This is a genomic window from Sulfurimonas sp., from assembly GCF_018698455.1.
GTDB lineage: Bacteria > Campylobacterota > Campylobacteria > Campylobacterales > Sulfurimonadaceae > Sulfurimonas.
This window is the reverse complement of record NZ_JABIOQ010000032.1, coordinates 1-14,786: the sequence shown is the minus strand read 5'-3', so window position 1 is coordinate 14,786 and position 14,786 is coordinate 1. Positions and strand designations below refer to the sequence as shown.

General features: G+C 32.1%; 14 protein-coding genes. 2 read left to right on the top strand and 12 right to left on the bottom strand.

Annotation, left to right across the window (positions count from 1 at the left end):
* From HOG88_RS04605 to HOG88_RS04595, 3 genes are all read right to left on the bottom strand, one after another.
* Window positions 1-421, bottom strand: a 421-nt coding sequence (locus HOG88_RS04605) for a protein-L-isoaspartate O-methyltransferase (RefSeq protein WP_295003698.1), incomplete at its 3' end; no start/stop codon positions are given.
* A 103-nt stretch (window positions 422-524) separates the two neighbouring features.
* A complete protein-coding gene (locus HOG88_RS04600) occupies window positions 525-1,265 on the bottom strand; it encodes a carbon-nitrogen hydrolase family protein (RefSeq protein WP_295003696.1) in 741 nt (246 codons plus the stop codon).
* On the bottom strand, window positions 1,252-2,274 hold the full coding sequence (locus HOG88_RS04595) for a ribonucleotide-diphosphate reductase subunit beta (RefSeq protein ID WP_295003702.1): 1,023 nt from the start codon (window positions 2,272-2,274) through the stop codon (window positions 1,252-1,254). The genes HOG88_RS04600 and HOG88_RS04595 overlap by 14 nt, the downstream gene beginning before the upstream one ends.
* A gap of 91 nt (window positions 2,275-2,365) precedes the next feature.
* Between HOG88_RS04595 and HOG88_RS04590 the strand changes: the two genes are divergently transcribed.
* Together HOG88_RS04590 and HOG88_RS04585 are read left to right on the top strand one after the other, a co-directional pair.
* Entirely contained in the window at window positions 2,366-3,331 is a 966-nt protein-coding gene (locus HOG88_RS04590; RefSeq protein ID WP_295003694.1) for a hydrolase, read from the top strand.
* A 64-nt stretch (window positions 3,332-3,395) separates the two neighbouring features.
* Window positions 3,396-5,795, top strand: a complete 2,400-nt coding sequence (locus HOG88_RS04585; RefSeq protein WP_295003692.1) for an efflux RND transporter permease subunit — start codon at window positions 3,396-3,398, stop codon at window positions 5,793-5,795.
* 77 nt (window positions 5,796-5,872) lie between these two features.
* On the opposite strand, the gene typA is transcribed toward HOG88_RS04585, so the two are convergent.
* From typA to HOG88_RS04540, 9 genes are all read right to left on the bottom strand, one after another.
* Entirely contained in the window at window positions 5,873-7,675 is a 1,803-nt protein-coding gene (typA, locus tag HOG88_RS04580) for a translational GTPase TypA (protein ID WP_295003690.1), read from the bottom strand.
* Window positions 7,676-7,685: 10 nt separating this feature from the next.
* The gene (locus HOG88_RS04575; protein WP_295003700.1) at window positions 7,686-7,973 is read right to left on the bottom strand and encodes an ADP-ribosylglycohydrolase family protein; all 288 of its coding nucleotides are present in this window, start codon (window positions 7,971-7,973) and stop codon (window positions 7,686-7,688) included.
* Window positions 7,969-8,241: an ADP-ribosylglycohydrolase family protein gene (locus HOG88_RS04570; protein WP_295003688.1), complete on the bottom strand. Its 273-nt coding sequence runs from the start codon at window positions 8,239-8,241 to the stop codon at window positions 7,969-7,971. The genes HOG88_RS04575 and HOG88_RS04570 overlap by 5 nt, the downstream gene beginning before the upstream one ends.
* A 1-nt stretch (window position 8,242) precedes the next feature.
* Window positions 8,243-8,476 carry a hypothetical protein gene (locus HOG88_RS04565; RefSeq protein ID WP_295003686.1) on the bottom strand — a complete coding sequence of 78 codons (234 nt, stop codon included), beginning with the start codon at window positions 8,474-8,476 and terminating at the stop codon, window positions 8,243-8,245.
* Between the two features lie 29 nt (window positions 8,477-8,505).
* Window positions 8,506-9,822, bottom strand: a complete 1,317-nt coding sequence (locus HOG88_RS04560) for an McrC family protein (protein WP_295003684.1) — start codon at window positions 9,820-9,822, stop codon at window positions 8,506-8,508.
* Window positions 9,819-11,453, bottom strand: coding sequence for an AAA family ATPase (locus HOG88_RS04555; protein WP_295003682.1), 1,635 nt, complete (start codon window positions 11,451-11,453; stop codon window positions 9,819-9,821). The genes HOG88_RS04560 and HOG88_RS04555 overlap by 4 nt, the downstream gene beginning before the upstream one ends.
* 14 nt (window positions 11,454-11,467) lie before the next feature.
* Window positions 11,468-11,722: a hypothetical protein gene (locus HOG88_RS04550; protein WP_295003680.1), complete on the bottom strand. Its 255-nt coding sequence runs from the start codon at window positions 11,720-11,722 to the stop codon at window positions 11,468-11,470.
* Between the two features lie 38 nt (window positions 11,723-11,760).
* Window positions 11,761-12,549, bottom strand: coding sequence for a hypothetical protein (locus HOG88_RS04545; RefSeq protein WP_295003678.1), 789 nt, complete (start codon window positions 12,547-12,549; stop codon window positions 11,761-11,763).
* A 56-nt stretch (window positions 12,550-12,605) separates the two neighbouring features.
* Window positions 12,606-14,786, bottom strand: a 2,181-nt coding sequence (locus HOG88_RS04540) for a UvrD-helicase domain-containing protein (RefSeq protein ID WP_295003676.1), incomplete at its 5' end; no start/stop codon positions are given.

Here is a 14,786-nt window from a genome sequence, read left to right as displayed (position 1 = left end):
TTATCCAGCCATTTTGACCATCATCTGTTCTTGTGTGTACATTATTTATCCCTAGATTTCTAAAACGTTGCTTAGCCTGAAGAAGAAGAGGTTCAATTCTTTCTATTGTAAAAACGCCACGAAAAAGATGCGACAATACAGCTGCCTGATAACCACTTCCACAACCTATTTCAAGTACTCTATCGGCACCTCTTGGAAAAAGATATTCGGTCATTTTTGCAACTGTTAAAGGAGAGCTTATGTACTGAGATGCACCTATAGGAAGTGCATCAAGTTTGTATGCGTTATGTCTAAATCCAGCTGGCACAAATTCTTCTCTATTTGTTTTAGCTATAGCATTTTCTATTTCTGGCGAAAGAGGGAAAATCTTACTGCACTCTTGGGCTAAACGCGCGGTTTTGGTTGCTGTTATTCTATCCAATTCTTATCTACCTAATATAAATTATTTGTATTATACAATAAAAGATTAGACTTATCACACAACTAAATTATCACATCATTTTTTATAAGATAACATTCTTCGATTAGATAATTCCGACATCAATATATCTTCTCGTAAGGGTTATCTCTTTTTTACTATACTTTTCCACTAAGCAAGCTGAGTTCTCGTTGTACTTGGCCTCACCTTTTGGAGAGATGATAGCACTTAGTTTTGAGCACTCTTTATTTTGAGAATCACTCGCTACTACATAGCATTGGTTCATAATCGCTAAAGATTGAGAGAGTGACTTGAAATGCTCGCTTCTTAAAACTCCCCACCAAGAAGGAATAGCTATGACATCAGCACCTTCGCATCGCTTTAGTAAGTCCCTAAAACGCAATTCAAAACAGATTAAGATAGCTATTTTAATTCCATCCACTTCTACAATCTCAAAAGCTTCATCACTCCCTTGACTCATATACTTATCTTCGCCCCCAAAACGAAATAGTCTAGCTTTTGCTCTACTAAATACAATCTCCCCATTATGAAAAATTTTGGCATTGTTAAAAATTTTACCATCTTCTTTTTCAAACATAGTAAAAATCAGAGTTTTTCCAAGGGATGCTTTTTTAATCTCCTCAATAGCAATTTTAGAAAATGCTACAGCAGCTTTAAAGTTGTCATAATCAAATCCCGTTAAACAAACTTCTGGAGCAACGACAATAGAATTTTTTTCTGTTTTTTTTAAAAGAGTTAGTAGAGTTTGTAAGTTAGCGTTATAGTTTGAGGTGGTTTTAAAAAGCAGTGAGCAGAGTTTCTGCTCACCTATTTTAGAAGTCGTCATCGAAAGAGAGACTTCCTTTAGAGTAGTTAGTTACAGTTGCTTCAAAGAAGTTTGTTTTTTGGTCGTTAAACTTTGCAAAGTCATCAACCCATTTTATTGGATTTTCTACATTGTATATCTTCTCAAAACCTACAGACCTTAATCTATCATCAGCTAAATACTGAATATATTGCTCAACTATGTCGTCAGTAAGACCTAAAATCTGACCTTGAGTAATGTACTTACCCCATTCACTTTCTAGCTTTACTGCTTCTTTAAACATCTCGATAACTTCTGCATTTAACTCAGGTGTAAAAAGGTCAGCTCTCTCTTTTCTCAAAGTGTTTATTAGGTTTTGAAAAAGAACCAAGTGTGTTACTTCATCACGCTGTATAAAGCGTATCATCTGAGCACTTCCTAACATTTTACCAGAACGAGCAAGTGTATAGAGATAAGTAAAACCACTATAAAAGTATATACCTTCTAAAATTTGGTTTGCAAAACATGCTTTTACAAAGTTTGAATCAGTTGGATTTTCCATAAGTTCAAGATATACTTTAGCTACTGCATCATTTTTATTTTTAAGCATCATATCTCTACGCCATAAGTCATAAATCTCATCAGAATTTGTTGAAATAGTATCAACCATAACTGCATAAGATTGAGAATGGAGTGCTTCTTCAAAAGACTGACGTACTAAAATAAGATTTATCTCTGGAGATGTAATGTGTGGATTAATATTATCGATAAGATTATTTGTCTGTAATGAATCCATAAAAATAAGCTGAGATAGTGCCTTATCATAGGCTGTTTTTTCCGCTTGTGTTAAGAGTTTGTAGTCATTAACATCGCGTGTCATATCTACTTCTTTAGGAAACCATGTGTTATTTAACATCATTTCCCAAAGATTATATGCCCACTGATATTTAATGTTATTAAGTTCAAATATACCTGTTGGATTCCCACCGAAAATCTTTCTTTCATTTACACTTTCAGTTGAATCGGGATTATATATTTTTTTTCTTTGCAACATCAAATAGCTCCATTATTTATAAGTGTATGATTATAGCCATCTATATATAAAAATTTGATAAGATAAATTATTGCTATAGGATTACAAAATGTATAAAAGATTTACACCGGGATTTGGGCTTAAAAATAGGCATCTTCAGACTATATACTCATCTTTGTTTAGAAAAGTCCCTTCTATTGATTTTGAGATAGAAAAATTTACTTTGAGCGATGGAGATTTCTTAGACTGTTATTGGAGTAAGATTAAAAACAAAGACTCCAATATGCCTATTGTAGTTATTTTTCATGGTCTAGCTGGTTCCTACAATTCTCCATATATTTTAGGTCTTGTAAAGGAACTAAACTCTGCTGGTCGCACTAGTGTACTCATACACTTTAGAGGGTGTTCAGGTGAAGAAAACCTTCTTCCTCGCTCTTATCATAGTGGAGATACCGGTGATGCTCTAGAATTTATAAAAAGTCTTAAACAGAGATTTCCAAACTCAGAACTTTATGGAGTAGGATACTCTTTGGGTGCAAATATGCTTTTAAAACTCCTAGGGGAAACCGGAGATAAGTCAGCATTTAAAAAATGTGTAGCTGTATCGCCACCAATGCAACTAGATATCTGTGCTGATGCAATGAAAGTAGGATTTGCTAGATATTATCAAAAAAGACTCTTAAAAGATTTAAACACAGCACTTGATAAAAAATATGACAAACACGATATGAGTTCGCTTATAAATCTCAAACGCAAAGATATAAAAAAATTAAAAACTTTTTGGGAATTTGACAATGCATACACGGCTCCTATTCATGGCTTTGATTCGGTAAAGGATTATTATACTAAGTCTAGTTCAAAACAATTTTTAAAACATATAAAAACTGATACTCTTATCATTCATGCACAAGACGATCCCTTTATGACAAAAGAAGTTTTACCTATGCAAGAAGAACTCTCTAATAGCATCGAATTGGAACTATATAAATATGGGGGTCATGTCGGTTTTGTTGGGGGAAGTTTTCTCTCACCATATTATTGGTTAGAAAAAAGAATCACCCAATATCTATCTTAACGTAACAATAGACTAATGTTAAAAGAATAAAATACTCGACTATACTCAAATAAAGGCATTTATAATGAAATCAAACTGGCGTTTAGTTGTAGAGAAGAAATTTGAAAATTTTACCTACATCATCATCAATCATAGACTCAAGGCACTATTTCTTACTCTTTTCATGATCTTTGCAATTGCATCAAACATACCAAAGATAACCTTTGACACCTCCACTGAAGGTTTTTTATACAAAGATGATCCACAAATTCTTCTCTATAACGACTTTCGTAGCCAGTTTGGTCGAGACGAAAAAATAATAGTGGCCATTAAAACAAAAGATATTTTCAATAAGGACTTTTTAGAAAAACTCTTTAAACTTCATGAAGAGATAGAGGCGAATGTTCCATACATAAAAGAGGTAGATTCACTAAAAAATGCCCGTAAGACAGTTGGAGATAGTAGTACATTAGTTGTTGAAGACCTATTTGTAGACGGTATCCCTAACGAGAATAAAAAGTTAAACGTCATCAAAGAGTTTGCTCAAAACAATTCAATATATAAAGATTTATATCTAAACGCAGACACAACTTTTACAACTATAATGATAACAACAAATACATATACATCTATTGGTATAGATGATTTCGACCCATTGGCAGAAGGTTTCGAAGACCAAAGTAGTAATGAAAATTTAAAATTTATCACTGCCAATGAGAGTGAAGAGCTTATTGTCGAGTTGGAAAAAATCATAAAGAAATATAAAAGTGAGAATTTTGAAATTTATGAAGCTGGCTCGCCAATAGTCACTAAAAACTTACAAACTACTCTTATGAACGATATGTCAAAATTTATCCTCTATGTAGTTTTAACAATATCTTTTTTACTTTTTGTCACCTTTGCAAGAGTAAGTGGTATTTTTATACCTCTTGTTGTTGTTATCTTAACACTTCTCTCAGCCATAGGCTCCATGGCTCTCTTTGGTTATCCTATAACCTCAATGACTCAAATACTCCCTTCTCTTCTCCTTGCTGTTGCTATTGGTGACAGTATTCACATCCTCTCTATTTTTTATCATAAGTACAATGAAACAGGAGATAAAAATTTCTCTATTGCTTATGCTATCGGTCACTCTGGACTCGCTGTTGCAATGACCTCGTTTACCACTGCAGCTTCTCTTCTCTCTTTTAGTATTTCAGATATAGCACCCGTTGCAGCTCTTGGTATTTTTTCAGCAATTGGAGTAACAATTGCTCTTCTTTTAACTCTTGTACTTATTCCGATTCTTCTTTCTTTAGCTCCCATAAAACATAAAGCACAAGATGAAGATAGTTTTCTCGACTCCATAATGGTAAAAATTGCCAACTTCTCCATAAACTACCATAAAAGTATAATTTTTTTAGCTGGAATTATTATAGTTGTATCTCTCGTCTTCTCTTCAATGATGCAATTTTCACATAATCCTCTCCACTGGTTTAAAGAAGACAATGTTGTAAGAGTAAACACTGAAACTATAGATAAGGAGCTCAGAGGTTCCATTAGTATCGAAGTTGTATTGGACACAAAAATAGAAAATGGTGTATATAATCCAGAATTTCTAAACGCAGTAGAGCGAGTCACTAAAGAGATTTATACCTATAAGGGAGAAAACTACTTTATAGGGAAGATAGTAAGTATTACAGATGTTCTCAAAGAGATTCATATGGCGCTTAATGAAAATAAAAAAGAGTTCTATGTGGTTCCACAGAACAAAGAGCTAATCGCACAAGAATTTTTACTTTTTGAAAATAGTGGAAGTGATGATCTTGAAGAAATAGTTGATTCTCAGTTTAGTAAAACTCGGCTTTCCATTAAGGCACCTTGGGTTGACTCTATCGAATATATAGAAATGATTGAAGAATTAAAAATTCTTTTAAACAGTGAGTTTAAGGGTATGGCAACCGTTGGAATAACAGGTATCATACCTATTTTATCTACAACAATAACAAAATCGATTGAGAGTTCTATAGATAGTTATTTGGTTGCGTTTGTAGTTATAGCAGTACTAATGGTTTTACTTATTGGAAATTTAAAACTAGGTCTTCTAAGTATGATTCCCAATCTCACCCCTATAATGTTTGGCATCGCATTTATGTATGTCTATAATTTACCTCTAGATATGTTTACAATTCTCATCGGGGCAATTGCCATCGGAATGGTAGTTGATGACACTATTCACTATATGCATAACTTTAAACGCTACTACATACTTCACAATGATGTAGATGAGGCGATAAGACTAACTCTACATTCAACAGGAAGAGCAATTTTTATCACTTCTATAGTTTTAAGTTCTGGATTTTTAGTCTTTATGTTTGCTAGTATGACGAATCTTTTTAACTTTGGACTGATTACAGGTATAACTGTTATCGTTGCCATGATTCTAAATCTTACACTTACAGGAGCTCTAATGAAACTGTTTATAAAAAGTCATGCAGATATATAATAGGTATGGGATTTAAAAATATTTAGAAGGTAAGGTGTATAGACATACCCACTAAATGGGATGTCTATGATTACATATTATTTACGTGAGTGACGTTTTCTTTCTGATTCTGTTAAGTATTTCTTACGAATACGAACAGATTTAGGAGTTACTTCAAGTAACTCATCATCTTCGATCCATTCTAGAGCACGTTCTAGTGACATGTCACGTGGTGGAATAAGTTTAATAGCTTCATCAGCTCCAGATGAACGAACATTTGACTGTGCCTTACCTTTAATAGGGTTAACAACTAGGTCATTATCACGTGAGTGCTCACCAACGATCATACCTTCATAAACTTCAGTCTGAACACCGACGTAAAGAACACCACGATTTTGGATACCAAAAAGTGAGAATGCAAGAGTTGAACCAGCAGTCATAGATACAAGAGCACCGTATGAACGAGAATCAACTGAACCACTATATGGACGAAATTCGATGAAAGAGTGATTCATAATTCCCTCACCTTTAGTGTCTGTTAAGAACTGGCCACGGAAACCGATTAAAGCACGAGCTGGAATTTCAAACTCGATTCTTTGGAAACCTGAACCCATTGGAAGCATAGACTTCATTTCAGCTTTTCTCTTACCAAGACGCTCAATAACACCACCACTTAATTCTTCAGGAACATCTATAACTAAATGCTCAAATGGCTCGCACTTAACACCTTCAATTTCTTTAACAATAACTTCTGGACGAGAGATTGAAAACTCAAAATCTTCACGACGCATGTTTTCAGCAAGAACAGTAATTTGAAGTTCACCACGACCTGAAACTTTAAATTTACCCTCACCAACTACTTCAAGTTTCATTGCAACGTTAGTGTTCATTTCGAACTCTAAACGCTCACGAAGTTTGTTAGAAGTAACATGCTTACCTTCTTTACCAGCTAAAGGAGAATCATTAACAGCAAATACAACTGTTAGTGTTGGCTCTTCAACGTGCATTGGGTCAAGTGCAACTGGATTGTTTGGATCACAAACAGTATCTCCAACGTCAACAGTCTCCATACCAGCAAATGCAACGATATCACCAGCTTCTGCTTGTTCTATTTCCATACGGTTTAGACCGTGGAAACCGATAAGCTTAGAAATCTTACCTTTAACCATTTCACCATCAGCTTTTGCAAGCATAACGTTATCACCTTTTTTTACAGTACCGTTAAATATACGAGAGATACCGATTTTACCAACATAGTTGTCATAATCAAGTGTAAATACTTGTGACTGAAGTGGGTTTTCTGGTGAACCTTCTGGTTCCGGAACATGATTTAAAATTGCTTCAAAAATACACTCGAAATCTGAATCAGGCTCAGACATATCTAATTTAGCAATACCATCACGTGCAGCAGCATAGATAATTGGGAAATCTTGTTGCTCATCTGTAGCACCCATATCTGCGAATAAGTCAAACATCTCATCAGCAACACGATCAACATCAGCAGAAGGCTTGTCAATTTTGTTAATTACAACAATTGGCATTTTACCAAGAGCAAGCATTTTCTTACAAACGAACTTAGTTTGAGGCATAACTCCCTCATAAGCATCAACAAGAACTAAAACACCATCAACCATCTTAAGAACACGTTCAACTTCACCACCGAAGTCAGCGTGACCCGGAGTGTCAATAATGTTAATCTTATAGTCTTTATAACGAATAGCAGTATTTTTAGAAAGAATCGTGATCCCACGTTCCTTTTCTAAATCATTACTGTCCATTGCTCTTTCATCATGTGCTTCATGAGAACCGAAAGTACCAGACTGTTCTAACAGTCCATCAACTAGTGTAGTTTTACCGTGGTCAACGTGAGCGATAACCGCAATATTTCTTATTTTTTGCATAAGGGTTTCCTTAAATTTGGAATATTTTCGCAATTATACCTAAATAAAAATAAGTATGGGGTAAAATAAGTGATATACTTATGTTAAGCATCCTTATACGTGCAGTATAAGCAATATCTAGGGCTAATCTATTCGCCATAAAAATAGTTTCATTTTTATGTGTTATTGCTGAATCTTGATTCATAAGAGATACTGCTGCTTCAAAACTGTATCCATCTTTTACTAGTTCAACTCCAAAAGGTATCACTCTCATTAAAGAACCATTACCTTGAGAATCTTTATTACTTTCATTGTTAATTAAAACAGCATATGTGTGTATCCCTATACCATCTTTTTGACCATAAACGATACTCTTCAGAAATTTTTTCTATAAATAGATTTTTATGCTTAATATAATGTTTGAATAATATCATTGCCATTTTTGTATCATCTGTTATCATAGGAACTACTGGTTTACTTGGTAATGTCTCAATCTCATATGTAACACCCATCAAGCCATCTCTCTCAAAGTAAGCACCATAACTATCGCCACAAGCAAGAGCCAATAAAGACTGATTAGGTAACATATTACTTTCCATTAATAATTTTAAGTTCAGAGAATGGATCAAATAATAGATTATCTTTTATATCACTTCCTTTTTTAAAAGTAACATACTCAGTTTTATCTCTGGTTACTTCAGAGTCATAAGTAATGTAGTAGATATCCTCTTTTATATCATAATAACCGTTTATTGGTTTGCCACTTGGATCTACATGTTCGCATACAAATGTTGCTTTATTCTTTACTTCTTCTATAGTCATTATATTTTATCTCCTAGGTTTTAACTTTATTAATTGTCTATATTATTAAAAATATTTTCTTGAAACTGGTGGCTACTTATCATTTCCTCTAAATTTATTGGAACTATTTTCAGTTTTTTATTTCCTATATCTGATTGATTTTTGAGATACTCAAATTCTAAACCATCTATTTTACCAACTTCAGGAACAAATAAATAAGCAGTATCTTCGCAATCATAAAAATGTAAATAACTAAATATTTGATAAACATCTCCAGAAGCAATATTGACTGTTTCACACCCTTTACTTTCATCTTCTTTAGTCTCTAATAGTTTCCATTTCGCATCAGTGACTATATCTATACCGTTGTCCATTTTAAGTAAATAATCTGGTTGAAGTCTTGCCATGTTACATTTACCATTAGATAATAAATATTCATTTTTCCCACCATTAACCATAATACTATTTATCCCTAATACATCTTTAGAATTATTTAGCGAATACTCAATATATTTTTCAAATACTGTTTGCATAGGAAACAGTAGTGCAAATACATTGTCATTTCCTCGTAAGGAAGTAAAGGATTGATGTTTTAAAAATACTTTAGCAAATCGTAAGGGCATTTCATAATACTCCATACCTCTATGAGTATTTACTTTTCTAAAGTCTACATCATAATTTGTGGATAACCGTACTTCATCAAAAATAAACATCTGTTGTCTCAATGCTCTTTTATTCTCAAAATCACTTGTCTTCTTCAAGAGTAATGCTACGGCAGATTTCAAAAGTCTATTTTCAACTCTGTCTTGCATATACTCATCATATTCTACATAAAATCGCTCTTTATGGATATAGTTCTGTTTTAAGTGCTGATTGAACTTTAGTTTACCTTTTAAAAAATACTGATTGTCTTCTTTTGATATATATTGTGATTTTAATCCACGATGAATTAGTTTATCAAGATGCTCTATAAACAGAGATATAAATATCTCATAGATATTTTTATTGTTTGTAACAGATAGATTTGCTTTGTTTATTTCTATAGGCTTTAAATCCAATATTGGTTTTAGCATTTGAGTAAATATATTTCTAGTTGCTACTTCATTACTTTCACCATCATATATTTTAGGCAATATCTCTATACTTAAATTTTTAGTTTGGATAATACCTACATAACTTGTGGCTTTTAAAGCTTTCCCACGTTTATATTCAAAAATTTTTTGTGTATCTACATTATCTTCCCAATATGTATAAAGCTCATCAAAATCTTTTTCATTGTCTATCTTGGCATGAGTATATTTTTCATTTAGATTCTTAGGCTTTTTAAAATAGATATACCCATATTCGGATATTGCAATATTTTTCATTCTTCTGGGATAGCATCGGCTTGAGTAGGAAAACCATCAGTTTGTTCTTCTTCACATTTATCATTGTAGATTTTAATGTATTCACATGATTCAAATTCATCTGCTATCTCATATACTTTGTTTAGCTGTCTATTGTCATTATTTTTATCAACTATATATTCGCTTTTCTTTTTTTTATCTATAAAATTATTGTTTAACACATATTTTATATCACCCCAGTCGCCATAGAAATACTCAGCTAAAAGTGGAATAATATTGACTTTAAAAATTTCATCTATCTTCTCTTTTGTTGGTGTATCTATGAGTGGTAAAAAATAGCTATGCCCAATAGTATGCTCTCTATCAAGAATATACTCTATTCTTTCGTTAATAGCAGTTAAAATATTTTGAACATTAATCTCTTTATCTCCATCTTTAACAATCAATGGGCTCTTTTGACCATCACTAAAAACTAATAAATCACTATTAGGCATCATCTCTACAAACTCAAACCTTCGTCTAAGTGCAGTATCTATTTGAGCAATACTTCTATCAGCTGTATTCATTGTGCCTATAATATGGAGATTTTGTGGTACACCAAAAGGTAGATTAGAATATGGAAGTTTTACTTGTACCTCTTCATCGGCTCCTATTCGTTTACTTGGTTCTATAAGAGTAATGAGTTCTCCAAATATCTTAGAAATATTTCCACGATTTATTTCATCTATTATTAGTATATATTTTTTTTCATCTTTCTCTTCTAAATCATCATATTTAACCAATCCATTGTTATATAAATATTCTAAAATTCCTATTGTATATGTTGGGTTATAAACTTTATTTCGTAGTCCACCTTTATATAATTTAATAATATTTTCAATAGAAGCAGGATAATCAGTGTATTCATTTTTAGTGTTTTTAGGTTTTATTCTAAAAGTTTTTCCACCTCGATAACTTACATTAAACCCAGAGGTATTATATTTAATATCTATAGACTCTTGTTCAATAAGCTGTGTCTTAAGCCATTCGATTTTTTCATCAATATTTGATGAACTTTTTGTTGATGCTTTTTCACAAAGTTCTTTAAAAGTACCAGGTTGAACTTCATAACTTATTTTACCATTTTCCGTTTCCGCCTTAATCCCTTCAACAAATTCTTCATATCCATAGCTTTGGTGAAATGTTATAAACTCAATTTGACCAGATGTTTTTAGTACATCAAAGCGATCTTTTGCTTCTTTCCTAGTATCTGGGACAACTCCATCAATAATTTCTAAAGCCTTGTTAATTGTATTATAAGTTTTTCCTGTACCTGGAGGGCCATATAATATTTGATTTAAAGGTTTATTGTTTTGATCGTTAAACTTTTGATATGGTAGAGGTTGTTGAATAATTTTTAAATGCTTTGGTAAACGGTATAATATTTGACTATTGTCTTCTATTTTATCAACAGCATATTTTTTCCATGAAGCCATTTTGGACAAATCTCCACCTATTGTTGACTCAGGGGTTTTTCCAGTAAATTGATATATGTCATGTTTAATAATGTATTCAAGTATTTCATTTGTACTTGATGGTTTTCCCAATGCTCTCAAAGTCTCTACAATTACATCTCTTGCATTTTTTTTTCTTTCTTCACGTTTTTCTAACATAAATCCACGTTTTATTAAAATTCTTCTGCGGAACTCTTACCTCCACCAGTAGAATAATAACTATCTTTATCAAGCACTCCTTCTATTCCTCTCTTCTTATTATAAGCTATACCTACTATACATTTATGGGGATATCTTTGTTCATTGACAATTAAATTATAGATCTTTGCTTCTCGGCCTTTACAGACCGATGGATTATTATCATATATTTTTATCGCTTCTATAATATTCTCTTTTGAGAGTTCACTTAAATCCACTTTAGTTTGCATTTTTATTCTCCATTAACTTGATTTCAAACCGTACTACATTAACCATAACAATAGCCTTCAAATAATATATCATCATCCATTGTTTTCACAATAACAAACTGTTCTTCTTGCGCACCCTTACCCTCAATATCTAAAGGGTCACACACAGCCTTGGTTAATAATTCTTGAACTCTTTTGTCCAGATCATTGAAGTCGTAATAAATCTCATGAATATAATCACTTAATGATTCATCGCAATACTCTCCATTACTATATATATTCATAATTTTGGTTGCTACATCAGGCCGAATATATAAAACTCTATCTACAATCTCATCTTCAGATAAAGTTTCATCAAGACTTACTGTTCCAATATATAGATTATTCACATCAAACTTCTCATCTTGCTCGATCTTTATTACTACTGGATAGCGAACTCTCTTCTCAATATAGTAACCCCCAAACATTAGAGCATCTGAATCATAATTTTTTTTAAATTCATTAGGATTAGGATTTAAACTCATGAAAGAATGGACACCAATATCATCTATATGTTCGTTATAAAATATTTCCTTGACTTCATTCTCACAATCTTCATCACTATATATTGACAGTGACACCTTAGCATTAGCTCCACTTGGTCCATATACATGCACTACATCATCAAACATAAAAAATAAAGCTTCTACATCACCTTCATAATTTTCTATGCATATAGTTGAACTATCTATTTTCTTTCTAATTAAATCTTTTTGATCTTTATTGGTTACAAATCCATATGTAAACTCTCCACCAGTAGCCATTATTTCTAGTTTAAAATAACTTGTAGTACTTACACTTAAATCCATCTTATCGCCTCCTTCAAATTATGTTATATCGACACTTGCTCAACGGTTTTTGTATGCTAAATCCAAAGCAACTTGGAATCTTTAATTTCATATCCCATACTAGACATAATGTTACTATAAAAATTTAACTGATTTTCATACTGTTTTTCTTTTGTATTACTTTCTACTCCCGTTTTAAAGTCAACAATTATCCAACCATCTTGATTGGTATCAAAATAGATAAAATCAATAAATCCAGTTTTACCATCAACAGTAAATTCTAGCTCAAAATGGTGTTCAACTCCATTCCTTAGTAACTCATATATATCACTTTTATAAAAGCTATTCATATTCTTTACAATTGTCTCTCTTTTAGAACTCTCAAATATTATCATTTTATCCAGTATTACTTCTTGATTTTCATTGAAGGTATTCCAATAAAGTTCAATGATTTTATGTGTAGCAGTACCTAAGTCTGTAGCTCTGTTATCATTACTTGCATTCTTACTATCAGAAGTGGCACTGGCTAAAGTGTTTGATTCAAAAACTATCGGTTCTAAAGAATGCTGTACATACTCTACATCATCTTTAATAGTATCTTTCATCCCTATATCTTTTATCTCTATACAGTAGTCTTTATTCTGTCCATAAAGCTCATCTTTATCAATTTCCAATGCTTCACACATCATATGAAGATAACTGTCTTCTCGAAGAGATATGAGTCCTTTAGCAGTCTGTTTTAGTTGTGCAGAAATTACTACATCATGTTCTGCTCTTGTAAGTGCTACATAGAGTAGTCTTTTCTTTTCTGCAAGGTGTTTTAGTTTGTCAATCTCTTTTAAGACTCTATGGCTTAATGGAGTGTAGTCATTGACTTTAAATCCAACTATCTGTTTTTTATCGTTACCTAGAGTAAAGTTGTTGTGTTTTAAGGCATCGGAAGTGATTTGAGAATATAAACCCTTATCACTATTTCCAAGCAGAACAAGAGGGTATGCTAAACCTTTTGTGGAGTGTATAGAGCATATCTCTATCGATTTTGTGTTATCTGATTTGAAGAAGGCTTCATCTTCTTTAGCTTCACTAAAATATATGGCATTTTCAATCAATGATAAAAACTTGTATAGATTTGATTCACTAGAATCTTCATAATCTTTACAGAGTGTTAGAAACTTATAAAGATTTGCCACTCTTTGCTCTATATCATCATAATGTGCATACACACCCATAATATTTGAATCATCATAAATATATTTTACTGCTTGAGACAGTGTCATACTTTTAAATATCTCTACATAATGAGTAAGCTTATCAGTTACTTTATTAGCATCTAAATACTCTTTAATGCTATTGTCATCACATCTTAAGATATTTGAACGCATGGCACCAACTACATAATACTTTTGAGCAGAACTTAACTTCTCTGGATCTCTTGATAAAATATCTATAGCTTTGAGAGTATTAAAGATGTCATTGACCTCTTTAGTGTAATAGAAGTTATCGCTTGCACTTACCTTAGCTGTTATACCTTGCGCTCTTAACTTCTGTTTTAACTCTAACATCTTAGTACTACTGTCAAATATAATGGCTATTGCTTTTTCTTTATCGTCAATTAATTTTGAAATATGTTTGTAGTCACTATTATTACTCTTATATATTTCACTTACAAACTGTGTAATAGTATCAAGCTCATTGACTGGTTCTTCTAGATCTTTTTCTTCTGTCGTTTGGTATTCTTGTGATGTTATGAGATATTTGAAACTACCTTTATTTACTCTTTTCTTATTAAATACAAATAGGTCTTGGGCTTGGGCTTCATAATTGGGTTTTATCAGCTTTAGATTTTCATCTTTAATAAGTAATTTGTTAAATATATTATTTACAGTATCAAGAACTACTCCATCACTTCTATGATTCTTATCCATAGGTTCAATCGATGAGAAAATACTTGTATCATTAGTAGCATCATTAAACACTTCTATCTCTGCACCTTGAAAAGAATATATTGATTGTTTAGAGTCTCCAACCACAAATAAGTTAGTATCAGTATTACAAGAGTTTTTAACTATCTCAAACTGAGTGGCATTTGTATCTTGAAACTCATCAACCATTATATACTTGAAGTTGGTTTGTACTTGTGGAATTATCTCTAATGTTTTAGTGATGATGGTGTCAAAGTCAATTTTATTTAACTCATCTAGCTTTGCATCGTATTTATTTTTTATCTGATGCAGTAAATCTTTTATCTTGTCTATTTT